Here is a 24,044-nt window from a genome sequence, read left to right on the forward strand (position 1 = left end):
CCCATGGGGAACGGGGACTTCTTGGATCTGAGCTTTGCTGCAACCGAAGCCGAGGCCAGCGATGGCATAGCCGAGCTAAGCAAGGGCTTAGAGGCGCATGGTCTGCCGTCACGGAAGGCTGGAGATGTGAAAATCGCGCTGGCTGAAGCGATCAACAACGTCGTTGAGCATGCCTATGCGGGGATTACGCCAGCCAAGGTCAAAGTGCATTGTCGGCTGCATCAAAACTGGCTGGATATTCTGATCTCTGACACTGGGAACCCACTACCCGGATTTCGTGTACCGGATGGTGTCCCCGCACCATTGGGATCAACGCGCGATGAATTGCCTGAAGGTGGTTTTGGGTGGTTTCTGATCCATGAACTGACCAGTGATATTCGCTATGAACGCCGCAATGGCTGCAATCGGCTATCCTTGCGGTTTGACTTTCCAAACCCCGTCACGTGACCCAAAATGGCCACATAAAGGCCCCGATCGCACCATTGGCGCGCCGCAAACAAAGGGCAGAAAGATATTCGTAGCTCAGATAGCTTCCCTCGGCGCCTTGTGTCACAGCCCCCACCCAGTGAACGGCGCCGAGGACCTCCCTTCCCGCTGATGTGACTAGACAATCCCTGACCACGCTTTACGTTCGGCGTGTTCAAAAGGGGAAGGCAAGCCTATGCGGGATTTTCACACTCCGGGTCGGTCCGAAGTTCTGGCAACCGAAGGAATGTGCGCCACATCGCACCCTTTGGCCGCTCAGGTCGCGTTGAATATCCTGCAACAGGGCGGCAATGCGATGGATGCCGCCATTGCGGGCTCTGTGTTGCTGGGTATTTGCGAACCTCAGATGACGGGGATCGGCGGCGACTGCTTTGTTCTGTATAATCGCGCAGGCGAAGATCAGATACGCGCCCTGAACGGGTCCGGACGCGCCCCGGCGGCAAGTGACGCGAATAAGTTGCGGGCCAAGGGGCTCGACGCGGTGCCCTTGAGCACGCCAGATTCTGTGACCATTCCCGGTGCGATTGACGCGTTTTGCCATCTGGAAGAGACCGAAGGAAGGCTTGGGCTGGACGCAATCTTGCAGCCCGCGATTCACTATGCCGAGGTAGGGGTGCCTGTTGCACCCAGGGTGGCTTTAGACTGGGAAATTGGAGCCCCAACGCTACAAGGATCAGCGCGTGCGCATTATCTGATCGACGGTCAAGTGCCACAGACAGGACAGGTCTTTCGCGCGCCGGGGCAGGCCGAGGTCCTGCGCCAGATCGCACGCAATGGCCGCAATGCCTTTTATTCCGGTGAAATTGCACAGGATATGATCGACGCCCTGAAAGAATTGGGTGGTGTTCACACTGCCGAGGATTTTCTGGCCACACAGTGCACCGAAGCCCAGCCCATCAGCGGAACCTACAATGACATTGATCTGGTCGAACATCCGCCAAACGGCCAAGGTGCGACTGCAATCCTGCTTTTGAACATTCTGAAGAACTTTGATCTGGGCAGCCTTGACCCCTTTGGGCCAGAACTCATCCACCTTGAAGCCGAGGCTTCGAAACTCGCCTATGACGCGCGCAATCGGTTCATTGCTGACCCAGATTTCACAACCCATGCCGAGCGGTTCCTTGACCAGACGGTGGCCGATAGGCTGGCCGCGTTGATTGACCCCAAGCGCGCCATGCCAGCGGCAGCCCCGCTAACCGAGTCCATTCACAAAGACACGGTCTATATCACGGTTGTTGACCGGGATCGGATGGCGGTTTCGCTGATCTATTCCATATTTCACAGCTTTGGGTCCGGTATCGCATCAGAAAAGTACGGGATATTGCTGCAGAACCGAGGCTCTGGTTTCAACCTGCAGGCTGATCATCCAAACGAGTTTGGCCCGGGCAAGCGACCGATGCACACAATTATTCCCGGTATGCTCAGACAGGATGGCCGAGTGCTGATGCCATTCGGTGTGATGGGAGGTGCGTTTCAACCTACAGGCCACGCACGCCTATTGTCCAACCTCACCGATCATGGCTTGGGTTTGCAGGCCGGAATAGACGCCCCGCGCGCCTTTGCGGACGGCGGTGTACTGAAACTTGAGCGCGGAATTCCGCCCAGTACGTCTCAACAATTGTGTGAATTAGGACACAACGTTCAGGTTCCAGAAACGCCACTGGGCGGGGCACAAGCAATCCGAATCCGCTCAGACGGTGTTCTGGAAGGCGCTAGCGACCCCAGAAAAGATGGTTGTGCGTTAGGTTATTGACCACCAGGGCGCGCGATCTGGCGCACCAAATCACTTAGTTCAAATTAAAGTGCAGCGGGTATGCGCCATTCTCGAAAGGACCGAACATGTCAGGAATATCAGGATGCTCAACCGGTTCTCCGGATTGGTCCGCAACCAGATTTTGTTCTGAAACATAAGCCACATAGAAGGATTGGTCGTTTTCTGCGAGCAGATGATAAAACGGCTGATCCTTGATGGGGCGGCTGTCCTCGGGAATGGCCTGATACCACTCTTCTGTATTGGAAAACTCCGGGTCCACGTCAAAAATCACCCCTCGGAAGGGATGCTTTTTATGGCGGACCACCTGTCCCAGGCGGTACTTGGCATTTGTCTTCAGCATTTTTTCAGCCCCCAGAGATCTTACTACCTCTTTCCGGGCCGAAATGCCAATCATTGATCGGAAATTAAAGGAAACAGTCTGTGAACATCTTACTGACAGTGTTCGAAATTGTGGCGCCGGTCTTCCTGCTTGCGGGCATCGGATTCACTTGGGTCAAACTTGGTTTTGAATATCGTCTGGAGTTCGTGACACGCCTTGCCGTGACGCTGGCCGTGCCCAGCCTGATCTTTGTGGCGCTGATGCAGACCGAGATTCCGGCAGGAGAGTTGACCCGTTTCACGCTGGCCGCAATTGCCGGTCATGTTGGGCTTGCCGTAGCATTTGGCGTTTTTGTTCGGATTTCTAATCTGGACCGCCGAACTTACCTTTCGCCGCTAATTTTTGGAAACACTGGCAATTTGGGCCTTCCGCTATGCATTTTTGCGTTTGGTCAGGCAGGCCTGGGTTTCGCAGTCATTTTTCTGGCCATAACCGCCTTGTTTTCCTTCACCTATGGCATCTACCTCGTCGCTGGAAAGGGGGCGTTCGGCAAAGTCGCGCGCGAGCCGATGGTTTGGGCAACTCTGCTTGGGGCCTTGTTTCTGTGGCAGGATTGGGAAACGCCGCTGTTTCTGACCAACACGCTGGAACTGCTGGGCCAGATGGCTGTCCCGATGATGCTGATTACGGTTGGTGTCGCCGTCGCAAGGCTGACAACGCGCAAATTGGGTCAGGCGATTTGGCTGTCTGTCCTGAAATTGCTGGTCTGTTTTGCGCTCGGCTGGGCAATCGCGCGTTTCTTTGATCTGGACTCAGTCGCCTTTGGCGTAATGGTTTTGCAGATGTGCACCCCGGTCGCGGTGACATCATACCTTCTAGCCGAGCGGTTTGACGCGGATGCGGACGCCGTTGCAGGTATGGTCATGGTGTCAACTGTGCTGTCTGTGGGCGCCTTGCCTATAATTCTAGCTATTGTTCTGTAACGATTGTCATTTCCTAAATGCTCAATCTGCGCTAGAATAAAGAAAAAAGGCACGAGGCACATGAGCAGAATTTTTTTCGTACTCCTTGGGGTGCTGCTTTTGGCATCCTGTGGTGGCGGGTCCAAACAGCCACCGAGCAGATTGAATGACGCGTGCAGTATTGCGCGCGAAAAACCCGACTACATCAAGGCCTTCAAGAAGACCGAGCGTAAGTGGGGGGTTCCCGTTCACGTCCAGATGGCGACAATCTATCAGGAAAGCCGCTACAAGCACGATGCACGCACACCGCACCAATACGTTCTGGGCGTGATTCCGATGGGCCGTCAAAGCAGCGCCTATGGGTTCAGCCAGGCGTTGGACGGGACATGGGATGAATACCGCAAAGAGACCGGCAAGCGCCGCGCGAAACGAGACCGCATTCGCGATGCGTCAGATTTCATCGGCTGGTACATGAACAAAAGTCATCAGCGGAATGGCATTCACCCCAGTGATACACGCAACCAGTATCTGGCCTATCACGAGGGGCACACCGGTTTTGCCCGCGGCAGCCACAACAGCAAATCCTGGCTGTTGAACGTCGCCAATGACGTTGATGCCCGCGCCAAGCTTTATCAGGCGCAGCTGGCCAACTGCCGCTACTGACAAGATTGCGGGTCAGCGATTGCTTGACCCGCTTCTTTTCGACTTTGAAAACAAATCGTTGCTAAGGTTGCCACCAGTGCTCAATTGACCCAGCAACACGGTCGTTTGACTGCCCGCATTGTCGTGTATGACCCATTTGCGCAACTCGATCGGATCGCCCGTGAACATCAGCTCAATCCGCCCGGATTCGGGGTTTTTCGGGTCCTGAGCCGTTACAACTGTAGCTGTTCCGTCAAAGTCGTGGGCGACCACCATATTCGCCTGCCCCAGATTTACATTTCGCGCCAGGACCAGCGACAAGGGTGTACGTTTCAGCGGATACTGTTCGGGGGGCTGGTTCGATTTCGGGTCAAATATCTGCACCGTGCCTGCCCGCGCCAGAACCACGGCACTGTTGGGCGGATCGTATTCAAACCGCATTTTACCGGGCCGTTCCATCCACAGCTTTCCGGTGCTCAACGAGCCGTCATCGTTGACTTGTGTGAAGGTGGTCTCAACGGTTTTGAGGCCGTTCAGGTAGTTTGAGATTTGGGACAACGGCAGCTTATCAGCCGCCCAGGCCGCAGGCGCGGCCAGTGTCAAAGCAAGGGCAAAGGCAATCTGTTTCATGGCTATCAGATATGCGCTCTGCCCTTGTTATTAAATATCCTATTGCTCGGGGACGAGGATTTCCCGCTTACCGACGTGATTTGCCGACGAAACAACGCCTTCATCCTCCATTTGCTCAACAAGCCGCGCAGCTTTGTTATAGCCAATGGCAAGTTTCCGCTGAATGTACGAGGTCGAGCATTTGCGATCCTTAATCACAATCGCCACGGCCTGATCGTACAGCGCGTCCTCTCCGTTGGTGTTGCCGCCGGTGTTCAGACCCAGAACAGCGTCGATATTGTCTGCCTTTTCCTCGGCCGGTCCATCGACCACTCCGCTCATATAGTCCGGCGGGCCGAATTGCTTCAGGTGGTTGACGATTTCCTCAACCTCTTCGTCCGAGACAAACGGGCCGTGGCAGCGGGTGATCTTGGCGCCACCGGCCATGTACAGCATATCGCCCTGCCCCAGCAGTTGTTCGGCACCCATCTCGCCAAGAATTGTGCGGCTGTCGACCTTCGATGTCACCTGGAACGAAATCCGGGTTGGGAAGTTCGCCTTGATTGTGCCCGTGATAACGTCGACCGAGGGCCGCTGTGTCGCCATGATCAGGTGAATGCCCGAGGCTCGCGCCATCTGCGCCAGACGCTGAATGCAAGCCTCGATCTCTTTACCCGCAACCATCATCAGGTCGGCCATCTCATCGACGATAACAACGATGTAGGGCATCGCTTCGGGTGCGAATTCTTCGGTCTCGAACGTGGGCTCTCCGGTTTCATCGTCGAACCCGGTCTGAACCGTGCGGCTGAACATCTCGCCCTTGGCCAGCGCGTCCTTCACGCGGCCGTTGTAGCCAGCGATGTTGCGGACGCCCATCTTGGACATTTTGCGATAACGATCCTCCATCTCGCCCACGACCCATTTCAGAGCGACAACCGCTTTTTTGGGATCGGTTACAACAGGTGAGAGCAGATGCGGAATGCCGTCATAGACAGACAGTTCCAGCATCTTGGGGTCGATCATGATCAGGCGGCATTCATCCGGCGTCAGCTTGTACAGAAGCGACAGGATCATTGTGTTGATCGCAACCGATTTACCGGAACCGGTCGTACCCGCGATCAGCAGGTGAGGCATCTTGGCGAGGTTCGCCACAACGGATTCACCGCCGATATCCTTGCCCAGAGCCAGCGGCAGCGCGTGGTTGCCATCGCCAAAATCGCGGCTGGCGAGGATTTCGCGCAGCACCACCATTTCACGGTTCTCATTTGGCAGTTCGATCCCGATGACCGAACGTCCCGGCAGGGTCGAAACCCGCGCCGAAAGCGCGGACATCGAGCGCGCGATATCGTCGGCCAGACCAATCACACGGCTGGCTTTCAGGCCCGGAGCGGGCTCCAGTTCGTACATGGTAACGACCGGACCAGGGCGAACACTAACGATCTCGCCCTTCACGCCATAGTCATCCAGCACGTTTTCCAACATGCGTGCGTTTTCCTCCAACGCCTCATCACTAAGGTGGTGGCGCTGAATGCTGGCCGGATTGGACAGCAGGCTCAACGGAGGCAGTTCAAAGTCCGAATGCCGATCCTCAAATGACAGTGCGGGCTGCGCTTCGGCCTGCGCCCTGCGCGAGGGCGGCGGTGTTCGGCGCACAGGCTGCGCGACCACCGGTTTGCGCGGCTCGGCCACCGGGATTTTCATCGCGGGACGCAGTACCGGTTCGGGTTCGGGCGTATCTTCAAATACAGCCTCATCTTCATATGCAGGCTCAGGCACAAAGTCCTGATGCAGGGGTTCCTGCTGCCATTCAGGCGCGGGCTCTGCTGTCAGCATCGGCTCGGGCGGCAGACCGTTGGACGTCACCGGCGGCTCGGGCGGCAGTTCGTCGCCACCTCTGGGGTTCAGGATCAGAGGGTCCGGTCCCCGACCCCGGCCCTTGGTCAGTGGCAGTGTCGGATCGACCTCTGGCGCCATCTCACCTGTGGCCACCTTACGGTTGCGCACGGCTGCGGAAATCTTGGACTTGATGCGATCTTCACCGGGCATTTCATCGAATCCAGCAACAGGCTCGCGGTCGACCAATTCCGGTTCGGGCATCGGATCAGGGCGGCGGATCAGGCTGGGCATCCGTGCCAGCAGGCCAGGTTTTGCGGGCTCAGGCTCATTAAATTCCGGCTCATCGAACACCGGATCGGCATATGCCATGTCATCGTCAAACATCGCACCAGCTGTCTCTGCGCGGGCGGCTTTACGCTCTTCCCATTGTGCCCGGCGATCCCGCGCGGCCTGCGCGGTCGCCGTCGCACTGCGGCCCAGAAGGTTCATCAGCATGTCGTAGGCCATCACAAGGCCCAGCAAGAAGGCCCGCATGCCCTTGCGCACGTCGGCTTTTGTGAACCCAAGGACGAAAATCCCCAACGCTAGCATGCCTGCGGCCATCGCAAACGACATCAGCTTGACCATGAAGTGTGATGAGATCGGCAGCAGCGTCAGAAGCGCACCCATTACGGTATCGCCAAACAACCCGCCCAGACCAAAGCTGTGGGTTGTGCGCCAGGCCTCTCCGGGTACCAAAGTTGCTGCGTAAACCGAAACGATCGCAATCCAGATCGGAGCAAATATCAGACGGGCCACCGCGCGCTCTTCGCCAAAATGCCCGGCAAAGCGTATGCCCCAACCGATCAGCACCATCGCGATGCTCCAGCTGCCCCATCCGACGATCATGAACAGCGGCGCGGCAATCGATGCCCCAATCCGCCCCATCCAGTTCTGCACCGGCGCGTCAGTTGACACCATCCAGTTCGGATCATCCGGCGTGTAGGACCAGATCATCGCGGCCGCAGCCAGCCCCAGCAGGATCAGGGCGATCCCGATCAGTTCCTTGCTGCGCCGTTCGATGGCGGCCTGAGTCGTGCTGTCCAGCAATGGATCGCGGTTGCGCGCGTTATATGATGCCATTTTGCCCTCGTACCTCACGAATAGATGCAGTCACGGAGCGTGATCAGCCCCTGCCGCAACTCTGTTTTTGGGGCCACCATCGCGACCCGGATAAATTGCTCGCCCGGGTTTTGTCCCGGATCACCTTGAGAAAGATATGCGCCCGGCAGAACCCGCACACCGGTCTCCTGCCACAGCCTCAGTGCGGTTTCCTCGCCGTTTTCGACCGGCAACCACAGGAAAAACCCAGCTTCGGGCGGCATATAACCCTGCACCCCCGCGAACACCTCATCCGCGATGGTGTATTTTTCCTGATAGAGCGCGCGGTTCTCGACCACATGCGCCTCATCCGCCCAGACTTTGGCGGCGGCTGCCTGCAAAGGCAGCGGCAATGGGGCACCCGCGTAATTTCGCAGCTGCTTGACCCGCTTGATGGTTTGCGGCCCACCCGCGATCAGGCCAGAACGCAGCCCGGCCAGATTGGATCGCTTCGAAAGCGAATTGAATAATGTGATCCGCTCGGGATCCGCCCCAAGTTCCTGTGCAACGGTCAAAACGCCGGTTGGCACAGTGTCACGGTAAATCTCGGAATAACACTCATCCGCAAAGATGCGAAAATCATATGTCTCGGCCAGCTGAATCAGCTCGACCCAATAGTCGCGCGAGGCGACCGCGCCCTGCGGGTTTGCAGGCGAACAGATATAGGCCGCAACAGTGCGGTTCAGCACGTCCGTTGGCAGCCCGGCATAGTCCGGCAGGTGACCTGTGGCGGCGGTTGCAGGCACGAAGATCGGATCCGCCCGTACCGACAGCGAGGCCACCATATAGACCTGATAGAACGGGTTCGGGCACAGGATGACGGGTTTTTCGCCATTCTTCTGCTCGGGGCACAACGCCATCGCAGCGTTGTACAACCCCTCGCGCGTGCCGTTCAGAGCCATCACATTGGTGTCGGGATCCATAGACACGCCATAGCGGCGGTCAATCCAGCCTGTGATCGCCGAGCGCAGCTCAGGCGAGCCTTCGTTGGGTGGATAGCCCTGAAACCCGGCTGCGTTTTCTGTGATCACATCGGTGACCCACGCTGGAAAATCATGCATCGGTGCGCCAATGGTCATGTGAATCACATCACCCCCCGGCTGGTGATGATCCAACAGGGTGCGCAGACGCGGGAATGCATATTCCGGTAGGTTCGAAAACCGCTCGGGGAAATTCATAACTACTGCCTCAATACCGGGATCATTTCGCCCCGTTTTTCAAGCAGATTACAGATCGCACCCTGCTTCGTCCAGACAAAGAGACGGCGAATCAGGGGATTGTGGCATTCAGGCCAATGCGGCCTCGGCGGCCGATCCAAACCGTAACAGGGCCTCTTCCGAACCCGGATAGCCCATCATCATCAGCCCGCAGCCCGGTGTTCCCGTCGGCAGCGTCAGCGCGGCCAGCCCCATCAGGTTGCCAATCCGAGTGTTGCGCAGGGCCAGCAGGTTTTCGGTGACATAGTAGTCGTGGTCATCCATCAGCCGATCCAGATTTGGCGGCAGAATGGGTGCCGTGGGCGCAAGCACAGCATCGAACCCGGATGTGGCCGCATCCCATGCCGCCCTGCAGGCTTTTAGTCTGGACCAAGCCGCAATGTAATCGGCACCCGTCGCATTTCGGCCTGCGCGAAAACGTTCGAGAATCTCAGGATACATGGCATCGGGGTTGGCCTCGATCACATCACGCCACAGCCCATACGCTTCGGTCGTGTAGAGAATACCGGACAGCGCCATAGCTTCGTTCAGCTCAGGAACCTCCAGCGGCACGATCTCAGCTCCTGCCTCGCGCAGCTTGTCCACGGCATTGTCAAACGCCTTACGCGGCTCATCCCGCAAATCATCTTGCGCCACTGTCTGAAGGTTGGCAAAGCGACGGCCGTTTAGGTTGGCCCCGCGAAGATCCGGCGGAGTCCGCCCTTCCAGCAAGGCCAGCATTTGGGCTGCGTCCTCGACCGAGCGGGCCAGCGGTCCAACGGTATCAAACCGCAGGCACAAGGGCACTGTGCCCTCAAGGCTGACCCGTCCGGCAGTGGTTTTTAGCCCGACCAGGTTGTTCCAGGCCGACGGAATGCGCACCGAACCGCCCGTATCTGAACCGATTCCACAGGCGGCGAGCCCCCAGGCAACCGACGCCGCGGCGCCCGAAGATGACCCTCCAGACACCGCCTCTTCATCGTCGATGCACGGGGGCGTCCCGGTAATCGGGTTCAGCCCCAGGCCTGAGAACGCAAGCTCGCTCATATGCGTCTTACCCAGACAGACCGTGCCCATTGCTGTGGCGTTTTGTACGACTACCGCATCCGCCTCGGGTACGCGGCCTTTAAGCAGGGCCGATCCAGCCTCGGTTGCGGTTCCAGCGGTGTCGAACAGGTCTTTCCAGCTGATGGGCACACCGTCCAGCAAGGACCGCCGCAGGCCCAAATTGGCGCGTTCCTGCGCGGCCTGCGCTTCGGCCCGCGCACGATCATGGGTAACGCGGGCATAGATTCTTTCGACATGCGGATGCGCATCGATGGCGGCCAGATAGGTCTCGGTCAGTTCAATCGGATCGATCTGCCCCATACCGATACCTCGGCCCAGATCACACGCCGTCATGGTCAGCCAGTCCTGCATCCCTGCCCCCTTGCGAAAAAAGCGCTTTGAGGGACGGTAGCGACAGGACCGCACATGGACAATCCCGAAAGGGCGCGCATATTGCAGGCCATGGAACACAACTCGGATATCCTGATCGTCGGCGGCGGCCTGAACGGCCCGGCCCTGGCCCTGGCACTGGCCCAGACGGGGCATTCTGTCACCGTCATCGACGCCTTGGCCGAAAAAGCCCGAAAAAACGCAGCCTTTGATGGGCGCGCTTATGCGCTGGCGCTCGCCTCGCAACGGCTATTGGCTGCGGTAAACGTTTGGGACAAGGTGGCGGAACACGCCCAGCCAATGCTTGAGATCAAGGTCACTGACGGACATGCTGGCGCGGGGCCATCCCCGTTCTTCATGCATTTCGATCATGCCGAGATTGAAGAAGGTCCGATGGGCTTTATGGTCGAAGACCGCCACCTGCGCCGCGCATTCCTTGATACAATGGCCGAGGAAAAGGGCATAAATCAGATCAGTGGGAAAACTGTGATCGCTCAGGACAACGATGCGAACGGGGTCAAGCTGACGCTGGACGACGGTACCCAGGTTACCGGGAGCCTGCTTGTCGGCTGCGATGGGCGCCGCAGCGGAACCGCGGTACGTGCGGGGATTAAGCGCTCGGGTTGGGATTACGGTCAGACTGCGCTGGTCTGCGCCATCGAGCACGATCTGCCCCACCACGGGATCGCACATCAGTTCTTTATGCCGCCCGGTCCTTTGGCAATTCTCCCGCTGACCGGCAACCGCAGCTCGATCGTCTGGAGCGAGCGCACTGAGATGGCCCAGCGTATCAATGCCATGCCCGAGGCCGACTACTTGCAGGTCCTACGCCCGCGTTTCGGAGGTTTTCTGGGGGATATCCGCCTGCAGGGCGACCGGTTCACCTATCCGCTGAACCTGACCATCGCCAACTCTTTCGTCGGTGACCGGATGGCGCTGGTCGGGGACGCCGCCCACGGAATGCACCCTATTGCCGGACAAGGGCTGAATGCAGGTCTTCGCGACGTCGGCGCGCTGGCCGAGGTTCTGACACTTGCCGGACGGCGCGGCGAGGATATCGGCTCGGTACTGGTTCTGGAACGCTACCAGGAATGGCGGAGGTTCGACACGGCGGCGCTGGCTATGGCGACCGATGTGTTCAACAAGCTGTTTTCCAACGACAACCCGATCCTGCGCTTTGGCCGCGACATCGGGATGGAAATCGTCGACTCATTGCCCGGATTACGCCGCGGCTTTGTACGTGAGGCCGCCGGGCTAACCGGAGATCTGCCAAAACTGCTGCAAGGGCGCGCGATTTAGTCCAGTTCGCGCGCTTCATCCACCAACATGACCGGAATGCCATTGCGGATCGGAAAAGCCAGATTAGCAGCTTTGGACACCAGTTCCTGCTTTTTGGCGTCGTAGTGCAATGTGGTGTGGGTCTGCGGACAGATCAGCGCCTCAAGCATATGGCGATCAAAGGGGTGTTCAGCTTCGGTCATTGCAGTTTTTCCTCGCTCGATCCGCCGCGCATGGCGAATTCAATCAATGTCACCAATGTCTCGCGGCGCGTGCGAAGGCAAGGCGCTTCAAGCAGCGCCTGTTTTTCTTCGGGGTCGAAATCCAGCAGCATCGACAGGGAATTCACCAGTAGCTCATCATCGGCGTCCTTCAATGTGTCCCAGTCGGTCGAGAGCTGGCGTGAAGAAAAAAACCGTTCGAGCAGATCTAAAAAGCGCGAGCGGTCGAACGCATTGTCCGCTTCGGCCTTACCCAGATCACGGTCAAACCCGTCCCACGAGACGGCACAACGGCGATAAGGCGTAAACGCATCCAATTCGGACTTGATCCGAAACCGCGAAATGCCGGTCAGTGTGATCAGATATCGGCCGTCCTCAGTCTCGGAAAACTGCGTCACACGCCCGGCGCAGCCGATCTGATGCAGTTTGCTTTCGTTCGACTGACACGGATTCGGCTGGGCCATACCGATCAGACGTTCGGGCGTTTTCAGTGCGTCGTCCAGCATCTGAAGGTAGCGCGGCTCAAATATATGCAGCGGCAGGCGGGATCGGGGCAGCAGCAGCGCCCCCGGCAATGGAAAAACGGATACCGTTTCCGGCAGATCAGCGGGATGCATCATGTATCCGAGTGTAGCTCTGATCAGGATTTAGGCAAATATCATCGAGCTGAGCTTGCGCCGGCCATTCAGAACAATTGGATCATTGGGTTTGAGAGCGTCGAAAATCGTAAACAGCTGCGCCTTTGCGGCACCGTCATTCCACTCGCGATCCCGTCGGAACAGTTCCAGCAACTGCGCAACGGCCTCTTCGACCTCACCATTGGCATGCAGCGCCTGCGCAAGATCAAAGCGCGCCTGATGGTTATCGGCATCCGCCTCGACCGCTGCTTTCAGTTCGCCTACTGGGCCTGCATCCGCAGCCTGTTTCGCCAGCTCAAGCTGGGCATGGGCGGCTTCGATCTCGGCCGAAGTCGAAATCTCGGCCGGCGCACCGTTCAGAATCGCCTCGGCCTGCTCCAGATCGCCGGATGCGATATGGGCACGTACCAGACCGCCATAAGCGCCAGCGTGATTTGGATCTTCTCCAAGGATGGCCGCGAAGGTCTGAGCCGCGTCAACGGCTGCGCCGTCGGCCAGCATCTCTTCGGCGGCCTGAACAGCGTCATCCAGCTGCCCACCGGGGCTTTCGCCGCCTGCCGCCTCGATCACGCGGTCCACGAATGCCTTGATTTCTGATCCCGGCACGGCACCCTGAAATCCGTCGACCGGCTGGCCCTTGTAGAATGCATAGACAGTCGGGATCGACTGAACGCGCATTTGCGAGGCGATCATCTGCGCCTCATCTACGTTGATCTTGACCATTTTCACCGCACCTTTGGCGGCGGTCACAGCCTCTTCCAACAGCGGCCCAAGCGTTTTGCACGGACCGCACCACGGGGCCCAGAAGTCCACGATCACGGGGGTTTCCTGCGAGGCCTCAACGACATCGGCCATAAAGGTGGCCTCGGATCCATCCTTGATCAGATCGGTGGCATCAGGTCCGGCTGCGGCGTTCAGAAGGTCCATGGCATTCACTCTTTCGTTCAAATTTGGCCCCTATATGCAACCGGAAAGGGCAGAAACCAAGGGGAGAGTTATAGGGTCAAAGATCGAATGTCGCAAATACCGGTGCGTGATCGCTGGGTTTTTCCCAACCGCGCGCATCGCGCAGGACACGGCTGGAATGGCCCGCGTTGGAAATATCCGGCGTGGCCCAGACGTGGTCCAGCCGCCGCCCCTTGTCCGCGGCATCCCAATCGCGGGCGCGATAAGACCACCAGCTATAGAGCTGTCCTTCAGGAATATCCTGACGCGTGATATCGACCCAACCGCCTGCATCCTGCGTTTCGGCAAGCTGTTCGACCTCGATCGGCGTGTGCGAGACGACTTTGAGCAATTGCTTGTGCGACCAGACATCATCTTCGCGCGGGGCGATGTTCAGATCCCCGACCAGAATGGATTTCTTGGGCTTTTCGGCATGGAACCAGTCGCGCATATCTGTGAGGTAGTCGAGCTTTTGTCCAAACTTTTCGTTCTTTTCGCGATCCGGAATGTCGCCACCAGCGGGGACGTAGAAATTGTGGATCGTCACGCCGTTTTCCAGACGCCCTGCAATGTGGCGTGCGTGCCCGAGCCCCGCGAAATCCTTATCGCCGACCTCTTCCATCGGCAGGCGCGATAGGATGGCGACGCCGTTGTACCCTTTCTGACCCCTTGCAACCATGTGGGTGTATCCCAGTTCTGCAAACCCCTCGGTCGGGATTTTCTCGACCGGCGACTTGCACTCCTGCAAACACAATACATCCGGAGCCTCTTCCTGCAGCAATTTCAGCACGATAGGCTCGCGCAGGCGGACCGAGTTGATGTTCCAGGTGGCAAGGGTAAAGGGCATAGGGGACTCCTCTGTCGCGGTTGGGCGCGAGGTTAGCGTGGTGAGGGATGGGGTGCCATAGGAAACGACCCCGAAGAGCAACTGAGCGGACAAACCAGACTTTTGCGATTGGACAAGGCATGTCCGCTCAACGCCTGTCTCCGACATTGGCGTCAGGATGTCTGACAGCACGCTGAACTTAATTTGAGCTCATGTTTCCCAAGGAGGCTTTGCGCCAATTTCTGCAACCAGAAAGTCCATGAACACCCGCACTTTGGGGGACAGCACGTTGGACTTGGGGTAGATCAGCCACAAGACATTGTCTTCACTGGCCTCAAAGTTTGGAAGAACCCGTACCAAACGGCCTGACTTCAGTTGATCATGCACGCTCCATCGAGCGTTCAATGAAATACCGGCTCCGGCTAGTGTGGCGCGGACTTGGCTTTGGCCGTCATCGATGATCAATTGTCCTTTGGCTGATGCGGGATCGAAAATTGCGTTCTCGCCTGCTGGTCCTATCAGTGGCCGCGGTTGGAGGTTTTGGAAAGCGATCAGACGGTGGTTTGTCAAATCGGCTGGTGTAACGGGAACGCCGTGCGTATCGAGGTAGTGTGGCGCCGCACAAAGAATACGCTGGTCATCAGCCAGTTTGCGGCCCTTCAGGCTGGTGTCGACAAGTGGCGCGTTCCTGAGCGCTAGATCATAGCTTCCTTCGATCAGGTCGAACTGTACATCCGACAGGCGCAGATCGAGAGTGAGGTCGGGATGCTGTTCAAGGAACTTAGGCAGGATTGGCGCGATGTAGAGCTGTGCAAAACTGCTTGGTGCAGCAAACCGCAATGTACCTTTGATCGTTGTCGTTTGCTTGCCCAATGCAGCAAGTGCTGCCTCCTCCTGCGCAATGATCTCACGGGCGAAGGGCAGGAAATCTGCTCCTTCCACCGACAGCGACACTTTGCGCGTCGTGCGGTGCAAAAGCTCGAAACCCAGGTTCTGCTCCAGCTTGGCAAGCCTTGCGCTGGAGACTGCCGGGGCCATGCCCAGGTCACGCCCCGCCGCGCTGATGTTCAGCATTTCTGCTGCCTTGATAAACAATCGAAGCGCGTCAGTGTCCAAGCCCATTATATTCATTATCCGAATTAACAATCCATTGCTAAGCAGTTTATCTGCAATTTGATCAGTATTAAATCCCTTTCACAGACACAGCAGAGCTTAGGCAGGAGGCGCAAATGACACGGACAGCCATAGTCAACTACCATATTCACAAATCCTACCGGCAAGCCTTTGAACTTGATGCTGGCGGGGTCGCAGGTAACCTGATTTCCCCTGAACTGGCAGCGACATCCGTTGTGTTAGAAGACAATCGCACAACCACCACGCCTGTTTCATTTGCGTGTGATGCCGTTGAAATCACGCCACTGGAAACGCAGGCCTTAGACTTTGCAGGCGACAGCTGGGAACCGATTTATGACGCGGAGCTCAAGGCGATACTGCAGGACAGGCTGGGTGCGCGAGAGGTGGTGGTTTTTGATCACACCGTTCGGGTAGATGACCCCGAAGCAATGCGTAAACCGGCGCGCAATGTCCATAGCGACTACAGCAAGGACGGAGCCGAACAGCGGCTTATCGACTTACTGGGCGCCGAGGCCGCAGAGGAGTGGGCGCAAGGTCACTACGCTTTTATCAATGTGTGGCGCCCTGTGGATCATCCGATCAATTCGGCACCTCTAGGCTTTGTTCGCCCGTCATCGATTGATCCATCTGACTGGATTCTGCTGGACCTGATCTATCCCGACCGCAAAGGACAAATCATGGGGCTGGTAGGAAACCTCAAGCATGAATGGATCTATCAATCCAAGATGACGCCGGATGAGGTCGCGATCTTCAACATCTATGACAATCAAGGCCTGGCTTCGATTGCTCATAGCGCCCTTGATATGGTCGAGGATCCAAACATCACTACCGTTCGCAAAAGCATCGAAAGTCGCACTTTGGTGCGCTATTGAAGGAGGGCTAGAGATGTTGGATAAAACGCAACCGGCTGAGTTTGAGCAAATCAATTTGGCCTACAACCAGGTATTCCGTCCCGGGCGATTGAGCGTTGGCCTTGTGTTGCCTCTTGAAGCCTATGCTGTCGGCGCAGAGCCGACGCTACGAGGGCACTTGGAAGCGGCTCGGAAAGCCGAGGCGCTTGGGTTTGCGGCACTTTGGCTTCGGGACGTGCCCTTCAATGTTACAAGCTTCGGTGATCCCGGGCAAGTTCTTGACCCATTTGTCTATCTAGGGGCGTTGGCGACAGCGACGGAACGGATTGCGCTTGGAACGTCGAGCGTGATCCTGCCATTGCGTCACCCCGCTCATGTCGCCAAGGCCGCAGCAACGGCAGATGTGCTCTCGGGCGGGCGGTTGCTTTTGGGTGTAGCTTCCGGTGACCGGCCCGAGGAGTACCCGGCGATGAACCAGAGCTTTGACGACCGGGGGGCACGTTTCCGCGATAGTGTTAACTATATCCGCACGGTTGGATCGGCTTACCCCAAGCATGAAAATGCACAGGGCAAACTGCATGGCGGGATTGATCTATTGCCAAAGCCGCACGGGACGCGTCTGCCGATGCTCATTACCGGTGGTAGCCAACAAACACACAATTGGGTCGCGCAGAACGGAGATGGCTGGATGACCTATCCGCGTACCGCGGCGGCTCAGGGTCAAGTCATCGCAGACTACCGCAGACGTGTGAAGGCGGCGGGTCAACCGGATAAGCCTGTTATGCAATCGCTCTATGTCGATGTCGTTGCCGACCCCGCCGCACCACCACGCCCAATCCATCTTGGGTTTCAGTCTGGAACTGATTTCCTGCGCAGCTATCTGCGTGAGATTGAGACGCTCGGCGTCAATCACGTCGCATTGAACCTAAGGTTCAATCCAGCACCCATCGATACAACCCTCGAACATTTGGCGGACACTGTGCTGCCTGACTTTTCGTAAAGGATCACACTTATGACCAAGACTATTCTTATCACAGGTTCAACCGACGGTATTGGCCTGCTGACGGCAAAGAAACTGGCCGCCGACGGGCACAAAGTGCTGATGCATGGTCGCAGTGTACCCAAATTGGAGCGCGCGGCTGCCGCCGTCGGAGGCGATGTTGAAACCTATGCCGCTGATCTGAGCGATCTGTCCGCGGTTCGAAAACTGGCCGAAAACGTTCGGGCCAAGCATCACAAACTGGATGTGTTGATTAACAACGCAGGCGTGCTGAAAGCCCCGCAGACCGTGCTTGAAAATGGTCAGGACATCCGCTTTGTCGTGAACACGCTTGCACCGTTTCTGCTAACCGAATTGCTGCTGCTGATCATTCCCGCCGACGGGCGTGTCGTGAACCTGTCATCGGCAGCGCAGGCCCCGGTGAACATCAAGGCCATGCAGGGCAATGTGCCGCTGGCGGATATGGAAGCCTACGCCCAAAGTAAATTGGCGATCACTATCTGGACCCGCGAATGGGCCAAATCGCTGTCCAATGCGCCAGTGATGGTCGCTGTAAATCCCGGATCACTTCTGGCCTCAAAGATGGTGAAAGAAGGCTTTGGTTTGGCTGGGAACGATATGAACATCGGCGCTGACATCCTGATTGACGCTGCCTTGGGTGCACGGTTCGCTGACGCATCAGGTGCCTATTTCGACAATGATAGTGGGGCTTTCGCTGATCCGCATGCCGCAGCGCGCGATAAGAACCACGCTGCCGACGTCATGAATACCATCAAAGGCTTGATCAGCCGGACGGGCTGACCATCCCGGCGCGAAAGCGCTGCGCACTTCCACCTTTAACACTCCCCTATCCCTCACGCACACCGCGTTGAGGCCCAAGAAAGGACTGCCTGATGAAGTATGAGAACTTCCAAACCTTTGACGTAGCCGTCGAAAACGGTATCGCCACGGTCACCTTCAACTTTGGCTCCGTGAACGTGCAGGGCCAGGAAATGCTGGCCGACCTCAACAGTCTGGCCATGCGGTTAGAGCGGGACCGCGACACCAAGGTCGTGATCTTTCAATCCGCCAATCCGGAAATCTGGGTCTGCCACTACGACACCGACCTGCTCAAGGACATGTCGACTGAGGCCGTGTCCCGCGAGGACGCCCAGCTTTTGGACCTGCAGTCGGTCTGCGAGCGGATCAGCAAGGTGCCACAGGCTACTATCGCAAAGCTGGAAGGGTTCGCGCGCGGTGGCGGGCACGAATTGGCCTTAGCGTTGGATATGCGATTTGCCGCACGGGGAAAGTACAAGTTCATGCAGATGGAGGTCGGAATGGGCATCCTGCCCTGCGGTGGCGGCGCCTCGCGCATGGCCCGTCAAACCGGCCTTGGCAAAGCGCTTGAGATCATCCTGAGCGCACAAGATTATGACGCGGATGATGCAGAGCGCCTCGGCACCATCAACAAGGTTTTGGAGCCCAATGAGATCGGCCCCTATGTGACCGCACTGGCCGAACGGATCGCACAATTCCCTGCGGAGTCGATCAATGCCTGCAAGCAGATGGTCTATGAATCCATCGACAAGCCCATCGATGAGGCGCTGAAGGCCGAAGCCTATTGGCTATATCAAGCGACTAGCAAAACTCCGGCCGTCAAACGTTTCACGATCGCGGATGAACAAGGTTTGGAACACGACATCGAGAACCAGCGCAAGTGGGGCGATCTGGTGATGCAGGTGCAGCACATCAACTGACCACCCCCAAGACAACAAACTCGTCAGGCGGCGTGGTTTCCATGTGGGCCTGACAACATTTCACAAAGGAAAACCTCAATGAAGGCAATGGTTCTCAACTCTTACGGACCCGATGCGCTATTCGAGCTTGCTGAAACACCCGACCCGGTCGCGACTTCTGGACATGTGGTTGTCAAAGTGGCCGCGACCAGCGTCAACACCGTCGACACAATGATCCGAAGCATGGGTACGGACCTGCCTCTGTCACCCCAATTGCCCGCCGTGCTTGGCATGGATTTCGCTGGCACGGTCGTTGCAATTGGCGAAGGCGTGACAGGCTTCGCCATAGGTGATGATGTATATGGCTGCGCGGGTGGGTTGATGGAAATCCCGGGCGCTCTGGCAGAGTACATTAATGCCGATGCCCGCCTGATTGCCCACAAACCCAAGACGCTGAGCATGCGGGAAGCCGCAGCGCTGCCTCTCGTCGGCATCACCGCCTACGAAGGGCTGACCCGCGCTGGTGTTGGCGAAGGGCAGACCGTGCTGGTACAAGGCGGCGCCGGTGGCGTTGGTCATATTGCTATCCAAATCGCCCGCCACCTTGGTGCCAAAGTGTCCGCAACGGGTCGCGGCGAGGATCAGATGACCCTGATCGAAGAGCTGGGCGCGCACGCGATAGATTTCACAACGCAAAGGGTCCAGGATTACGTGGCTGAGAACACCGACGGTGTGGGCTTCGATATGGTGTTTGATAGCGTTGGCGGTCCGAACATGACCAACTCGTTCGAAGCCGCCAGGCTCAATGGCCATGTCGCCTCAACGGTCGCGATGGTCGAGATTGATTTGACGCCTGCGCATTTCAAAGGTCTGTCTCTGCATGTCGTTTTCATGCTGATCCCGATGATGCACGATGTTGGGCGGCAAACACATGGCGACATCCTGAGGACACTGGCGGAACTGGCGGATGACGGAGCGCTCAAACCGATTGTCGACGAACAGAAGTTTGGGTGGTCTGACGTCGGCGCAGCCTATGCGCACCTGACGAATGGGTCTAAGGTCGGAAAAGTCGTAGTGGAGCTGTGATAAGTTTCAGCTGAGATTGGTGCCCGCAAAACGACCTTGCGCACCAACTCAGTTTGAGCTGCAATTTATGACAACTATCAGTGCTTAGCAGACCTTCGTGCAAAGCGTAGCATCGGTCGATTTGGGCTCACCGTAGACCTCGGTGCAGAAGCAGCACAAGTCCCTGTCCCGTTCTCCACGACATATCCAACGGCCCATACCTGCTTTTCAGATACCGGTCCAGTTGCTGCGTTCGCAGCCCGCTTAGCTACCATTCGCTACAGACGCGAAATCCGATGGTCGTTGAACTAGCACTTCGTGGACATACACGAGCGGCTCAGGTCAGGTATTGAAAGAGGCCGCACCCTTGAGAACACCAGTATGTCCGGAGTGAAAACCTCCGTTGTCGTCGCTTCAACCGTTGACGGTTTTCTGTCAAAGACAGTCTTCCTTTCCAAACCTAATAAATGCCGCTTCACGTCAAGATTTTGCATGTTTGTTTGCCGTCCTAGGGCGACAGGACATCTGGATCAGGACTAGAGATGACAGGTTCAGATCAACGTAGAATGGCGCGCCCACCAGAACGGAGCCTGAGCTGTCGACGAAAAACCAGGACCATGCAGCAATCTTTGCGGTCCTGGCCGGGGCAACATAGGTTCCCAGCGCCCATTGTATGACCAGAAATTGAGATAAGCTTGTTTCAAGTGGACGTCAGAATAGGCATCGAATCCCGGTGTTTTCAGGCAAGTTATAGTTCGAATTCGAGGCGCGGAAGATACCTTCCAGGTATCGAACCTGATGGCACATTTCCCGCTTCGCGACAGCCCATTGCTGTGTAGAACGGAACAGCGTCGGGATCAGCTTCAACAACCAAACGCATAGCTTGCCGAAGCCGCGATTTGTCCCGCGCCCAAGTAAACAGGCACCGCCCAATCCCTTTCCCCATGTACGCAGGATCGACAAAGAGTTTTTCAAGACACACAGTTTTCCTATCGAAAGACAATTGAACAACTCCGGTGATCTCTGAACCTTGCACAGACAAGACAATGGCTTCTTCAGACAGATCGCTTTCCGTCACAGTTAGTTCTGTTCGACAAGCGTTCATGAAATCCGCATCATAACCCCAGAAGGCCTTGGATCGCATACACAGATCCGTCACCGCTTCGAGCTCACTTCGCCGTGGTGAACGTAATTCAATCAATTTTGGTCTCCTTGGCTTTATTGCGCACTCAGCCGGACGTTGGCCTGTCATCGCAAAATGGACTCTCAATAGATCAGCAGGGGTTGCCCAGCAGTACTAAAATTCTGAGCAACCCCTGTCTTCAATAGCTTTGGCTAAGTTGCTATCGGCCTCTTACGGTGATGCAAGGGTTCTTTGGCCGCCTGACGCCCCATCAAGAATCTTGCCCGACTCCGGATGGGAGAAAGATCACCGTCTGTTGATTGGAACAGGCGAAGTAACCCATAAGCCCATCGTTTCTGGCCGTGTCGGGTACAGAATCTGACACACTTTCGTCGGTGCACCCCCCTCTGAACGTCGACATCATCTGACGCTCGTAACCCATCTGCATCGGCCCATGGTCGCGCAGTACAAGGTGAATTTCTGCGCCAGATTGCGCTAGTCCGTTTCCAAACCAGGCATTTGTCAGCTCGCCCAACGGCTGGAATGTCGCAAAATGGGCGGCTCCACTGAGGTCTGCAATGGTCCCATCTGCGAAACCCAGATCTGATTTTACCATGGTAGATGAGCCAAGCACGTCAGTGCTTGGACAGGGCGTCGCGCTGCAATTCGATGGATCGTTTATTGCGACAAACCACATCGTATAGACGTGCCCCGGTTCAAGTTCCTTGGTCTTCACATCAACAAAGATGCCATCCTCAGACCGAACCATCGTTCCTGTGGCCCCTTGAACCTCCCGGACTTCGCCCTGAGACCTGTGCGTGTTCACAGAGGCTTGTTGCAGATGTAGGTCCATAGCGTGGGTCTGCGTTGCCATGACTGCGGCACCAACCACAAGCATTTGGGCTAGAATAGACTTTGACACTTGTCTCAACTTAATTCTCCTGTGTTTCAAATCTGGTTTGGTTATCGAGGCTGATCAACGACACGCATGTAGGGTTTGATCGTTTGCCACCCTTCAGGGTAGCGCTTTCGCGCATCTTCGTCGGTGACCCATGGCAGGATCATCACCGGTTCACCCGGTTGCCAGCCTGCGGGTGTGCCCACATCATGTCGCGCTGTCAGAAGGATTGCGTCGACGACCCGGAGGACTTCTTCGAAGTTCCGACCTGCCGTCATTGGATAGGTCATCGCCATCTGAAGCCGCTTGTCGGGTGAGACAAGAAACGTGCTGCGGATGGTGAACAGGTCCTGCGCAGTCCTGCTTTTGAGATCGAACTCTGCGGATGCCGGGATCATGTCATAGAGTTTGGCGACTTGCAGATCCGTATCCGCGATAATCGGATATCTTGGGCGGGCGCCTTGAGTTTCTTCGATATCACCGGACCACCTGATGTGATCCTCTACACTGTCGGTGCCCAGTCCGATGACTTTGACACCACGCTCGGTGAAATCGGCATGGTATCGCGCCATTGATCCGAGTTCGGTCGTACAGATCGGCGTGAAGTCCTTTGGATGGCTGAACAACAGGCACCAGTCCTGTCCGATCCAATCGTGAAACCGGATTTCACCCGCCGTGCTATCGGCCGAGAAATCCGGCACCTTGTCTCCAAGTTTCATTGTGCTTCCTTTCAGTATCCGGGGTCTTAGTAGGCCCGGATACGAGGTAGACCTTTTGGAATTTCTGCTGAATGATCGTCTGACCGGAATTCATTGCCGATTTGCCGGAAGTCAGATCGCGAGGACTTTGATGGACGCTTTGTCGGAAATTCTTCGTTCAGCACGGCTGACAGGTGGCGTTTTTCTTCATGCGGAGTTTTCCGAACCCTGGTGTGTGTCTTCGGCTCTGAAAGCATCCGATTGCAGCCACTATCTGGGTCCCGCGGATCAAATGGTTCTTTTTCATTATGTGTTGGAAGGCTGTCTGACCGTGATCGACGCAGAAAAAAACGCCCACATATTCTTGCCCGGGCAAGCGGTTATTCTTCCCCGTAATGACCCTCACCTTTTGAAAGGTCAGCAACCGGCTACAACCGTTCCGGCATTGGATGTGACTGACCGAAATGGACCTGAAGAGCTGATGGTCATCAGACATGGCGGAGGTGGTGAAAAAACCAGAATTGTGTGCGGGTTCCTAGGAGGGCGTGGGCTTCAGCATGATCCGCTTTTGAACGCTTTGCCACCCGTGTTTCGATATAATGGACTAGAGTGTCGTTCCGGGTCCTTGGTGAAAACAACCTTAAAGTATGCGGCAACGGAAATGTCCGACGGCCAGCTTGGATCAGAGGCTACACTCGCAAGGATATCCGAGCTTCTGTTTGTCGAAGCCGTTCGAGACTACATCTCAAATTCCAAGAGCGGTGGGTTGCTTGACGCTCTCAAAGACCGTGCTGTCAGCAGAGCTATTGGATTGATCCACCGGTATCCGGGGAGGAGATGGGTTGTCGAAACGCTAGCGCAGGAATGCGCGGTTTCGCGTACCGTGCTGACCGAAAGATTCAATCATCTGCTTGGCTGTTCACCTAGGGAATTTGTACAAAACACCTGTATGCAGCTTGCGGCTCGCGGTCTTGCTGAACAGCAGTTGAACATCGCAGATGCAGCAGAGCGGGCCGGATATGCATCAGAAGCGGCGTTTAGCCGGGCCTTTAAGCGTCATTTTGGCGTTTCGCCTTCAGAGTGGAGAAAAGAAAACACTTAGGACTTCTTCAAGTGCTGCACTAAGATAGTCACAGCGTAGAAAGGCCAAACTTGCCATGCCCAGAAACGGGGGGTAAGCTTTTGCACCCGACCATATTTTCCGCAGCATCAGGCAAGTTCGCTTCACTCCTGACATTCTGCGCAACT

Annotated in this window: 24 protein-coding genes; 11 read left to right on the forward strand and 13 right to left on the reverse strand. The window is 56.7% G+C overall.

Annotation, left to right across the window (positions count from 1 at the left end; genetic code table 11):
- Positions 1–3 precede the first annotated feature (3 nt).
- Positions 4–447, forward strand: a complete 444-nt coding sequence (locus GOW16_RS14900; RefSeq protein ID WP_254429795.1) for an ATP-binding protein — start codon at positions 4–6, stop codon at positions 445–447.
- Positions 448–661: 214 nt separating this feature from the next.
- On the forward strand, positions 662–2,239 hold the full coding sequence (locus GOW16_RS14905) for a gamma-glutamyltransferase family protein (protein ID WP_170416372.1): 1,578 nt from the start codon (positions 662–664) through the stop codon (positions 2,237–2,239).
- A gap of 34 nt (positions 2,240–2,273) precedes the next feature.
- On the opposite strand, the gene hspQ is transcribed toward GOW16_RS14905, so the two are convergent.
- Positions 2,274–2,600, reverse strand: coding sequence for a heat shock protein HspQ (hspQ, locus tag GOW16_RS14910; RefSeq protein ID WP_108861127.1), 327 nt, complete (start codon positions 2,598–2,600; stop codon positions 2,274–2,276).
- A gap of 80 nt (positions 2,601–2,680) precedes the next feature.
- Here hspQ and GOW16_RS14915 point away from each other — a divergent pair, with 80 nt between their 5' ends.
- Positions 2,681–3,562, forward strand: a complete 882-nt coding sequence (locus GOW16_RS14915) for an AEC family transporter (RefSeq protein ID WP_170416374.1) — start codon at positions 2,681–2,683, stop codon at positions 3,560–3,562.
- Between the two features lie 60 nt (positions 3,563–3,622).
- The gene (locus tag GOW16_RS14920) at positions 3,623–4,204 is read left to right on the forward strand and encodes a lytic transglycosylase (protein WP_170416376.1); all 582 of its coding nucleotides are present in this window, start codon (positions 3,623–3,625) and stop codon (positions 4,202–4,204) included.
- A gap of 12 nt (positions 4,205–4,216) precedes the next feature.
- Here the strand turns inward: GOW16_RS14920 and GOW16_RS14925 are convergent, their stop codons facing one another.
- The 4 genes from GOW16_RS14925 to GOW16_RS14940 form a co-directional block, all read right to left on the reverse strand.
- A complete protein-coding gene (locus GOW16_RS14925; protein WP_170416378.1) occupies positions 4,217–4,813 on the reverse strand; it encodes a LolA family protein in 597 nt (198 codons plus the stop codon).
- 39 nt (positions 4,814–4,852) lie between these two features.
- On the reverse strand, positions 4,853–7,750 hold the full coding sequence (locus GOW16_RS14930) for a DNA translocase FtsK (protein WP_170416381.1): 2,898 nt from the start codon (positions 7,748–7,750) through the stop codon (positions 4,853–4,855).
- Between the two features lie 14 nt (positions 7,751–7,764).
- Positions 7,765–8,946, reverse strand: coding sequence for an aminotransferase class I/II-fold pyridoxal phosphate-dependent enzyme (locus GOW16_RS14935; protein WP_170416383.1), 1,182 nt, complete (start codon positions 8,944–8,946; stop codon positions 7,765–7,767).
- A gap of 108 nt (positions 8,947–9,054) precedes the next feature.
- The gene (locus GOW16_RS14940; protein ID WP_170416385.1) at positions 9,055–10,383 is read right to left on the reverse strand and encodes an amidase; all 1,329 of its coding nucleotides are present in this window, start codon (positions 10,381–10,383) and stop codon (positions 9,055–9,057) included.
- 54 nt (positions 10,384–10,437) lie between these two features.
- On the opposite strand from GOW16_RS14940, the gene GOW16_RS14945 reads away from it, so the two are divergent.
- A complete protein-coding gene (locus GOW16_RS14945) occupies positions 10,438–11,700 on the forward strand; it encodes an FAD-dependent monooxygenase (RefSeq protein ID WP_254429796.1) in 1,263 nt (420 codons plus the stop codon).
- Here the strand turns inward: GOW16_RS14945 and GOW16_RS14950 are convergent.
- From GOW16_RS14950 to GOW16_RS14970, 5 genes are all read right to left on the reverse strand, one after another.
- Positions 11,697–11,882 carry a Trm112 family protein gene (locus GOW16_RS14950; protein ID WP_170416386.1) on the reverse strand — a complete coding sequence of 62 codons (186 nt, stop codon included), beginning with the start codon at positions 11,880–11,882 and terminating at the stop codon, positions 11,697–11,699. The genes GOW16_RS14945 and GOW16_RS14950 overlap by 4 nt on opposite strands.
- The gene (locus GOW16_RS14955; protein ID WP_170416389.1) at positions 11,879–12,520 is read right to left on the reverse strand and encodes an LON peptidase substrate-binding domain-containing protein; all 642 of its coding nucleotides are present in this window, start codon (positions 12,518–12,520) and stop codon (positions 11,879–11,881) included. Before GOW16_RS14955 ends, GOW16_RS14950 begins: the two co-directional genes overlap by 4 nt.
- Positions 12,521–12,547: 27 nt before the next feature.
- Complete coding sequence (trxA, locus tag GOW16_RS14960) at positions 12,548–13,465, reverse strand: thioredoxin (protein ID WP_170416391.1); 918 nt, start codon at positions 13,463–13,465, stop codon at positions 12,548–12,550.
- A 76-nt stretch (positions 13,466–13,541) separates the two neighbouring features.
- A complete protein-coding gene (locus tag GOW16_RS14965) occupies positions 13,542–14,330 on the reverse strand; it encodes an exodeoxyribonuclease III (RefSeq protein WP_170416394.1) in 789 nt (262 codons plus the stop codon).
- A gap of 189 nt (positions 14,331–14,519) precedes the next feature.
- Positions 14,520–15,425 carry a LysR family transcriptional regulator gene (locus tag GOW16_RS14970; RefSeq protein ID WP_170416594.1) on the reverse strand — a complete coding sequence of 302 codons (906 nt, stop codon included), beginning with the start codon at positions 15,423–15,425 and terminating at the stop codon, positions 14,520–14,522.
- A gap of 113 nt (positions 15,426–15,538) precedes the next feature.
- Here GOW16_RS14970 and GOW16_RS14975 point away from each other — a divergent pair, with 113 nt between their 5' ends.
- The 5 genes from GOW16_RS14975 (at position 15,539) to GOW16_RS14995 (ending at position 20,098) form a co-directional block, all read left to right on the forward strand.
- Positions 15,539–16,315: a CmcJ/NvfI family oxidoreductase gene (locus GOW16_RS14975; protein WP_170416396.1), complete on the forward strand. Its 777-nt coding sequence runs from the start codon at positions 15,539–15,541 to the stop codon at positions 16,313–16,315.
- A gap of 13 nt (positions 16,316–16,328) precedes the next feature.
- Positions 16,329–17,294, forward strand: a complete 966-nt coding sequence (locus GOW16_RS14980) for a TIGR03571 family LLM class oxidoreductase (RefSeq protein WP_170416398.1) — start codon at positions 16,329–16,331, stop codon at positions 17,292–17,294.
- A 12-nt stretch (positions 17,295–17,306) separates the two neighbouring features.
- The gene (locus tag GOW16_RS14985; protein WP_170416400.1) at positions 17,307–18,095 is read left to right on the forward strand and encodes an SDR family NAD(P)-dependent oxidoreductase; all 789 of its coding nucleotides are present in this window, start codon (positions 17,307–17,309) and stop codon (positions 18,093–18,095) included.
- A gap of 92 nt (positions 18,096–18,187) precedes the next feature.
- Positions 18,188–19,033 (forward strand): enoyl-CoA hydratase/isomerase family protein, encoded by an 846-nt coding sequence (locus tag GOW16_RS14990; RefSeq protein WP_170416402.1) that lies wholly within the window; start codon positions 18,188–18,190, stop codon positions 19,031–19,033.
- A 78-nt stretch (positions 19,034–19,111) separates the two neighbouring features.
- Positions 19,112–20,098 carry a zinc-dependent alcohol dehydrogenase family protein gene (locus GOW16_RS14995; protein WP_170416404.1) on the forward strand — a complete coding sequence of 329 codons (987 nt, stop codon included), beginning with the start codon at positions 19,112–19,114 and terminating at the stop codon, positions 20,096–20,098.
- 727 nt (positions 20,099–20,825) lie between these two features.
- Here GOW16_RS14995 and GOW16_RS15000 read toward each other — a convergent pair.
- The 3 genes from GOW16_RS15000 to GOW16_RS15010 form a co-directional block, all read right to left on the reverse strand.
- Entirely contained in the window at positions 20,826–21,278 is a 453-nt protein-coding gene (locus GOW16_RS15000) for a GNAT family N-acetyltransferase (protein ID WP_170416406.1), read from the reverse strand.
- 193 nt (positions 21,279–21,471) lie between these two features.
- Positions 21,472–22,074 (reverse strand): hypothetical protein, encoded by a 603-nt coding sequence (locus GOW16_RS15005; protein ID WP_170416408.1) that lies wholly within the window; start codon positions 22,072–22,074, stop codon positions 21,472–21,474.
- An 89-nt stretch (positions 22,075–22,163) separates the two neighbouring features.
- Positions 22,164–22,817: a peroxiredoxin gene (locus tag GOW16_RS15010; RefSeq protein WP_170416410.1), complete on the reverse strand. Its 654-nt coding sequence runs from the start codon at positions 22,815–22,817 to the stop codon at positions 22,164–22,166.
- 55 nt (positions 22,818–22,872) lie between these two features.
- Here GOW16_RS15010 and GOW16_RS15015 point away from each other — a divergent pair, with 55 nt between their 5' ends.
- Positions 22,873–23,898, forward strand: coding sequence for an AraC family transcriptional regulator (locus GOW16_RS15015; protein ID WP_170416412.1), 1,026 nt, complete (start codon positions 22,873–22,875; stop codon positions 23,896–23,898).
- Positions 23,899–24,044: the final 146 nt, after the last annotated feature.

The sequence above is a fragment of the Ruegeria atlantica genome, assembly GCF_013033965.1.
GTDB lineage: Bacteria > Pseudomonadota > Alphaproteobacteria > Rhodobacterales > Rhodobacteraceae > Ruegeria > Ruegeria atlantica_D.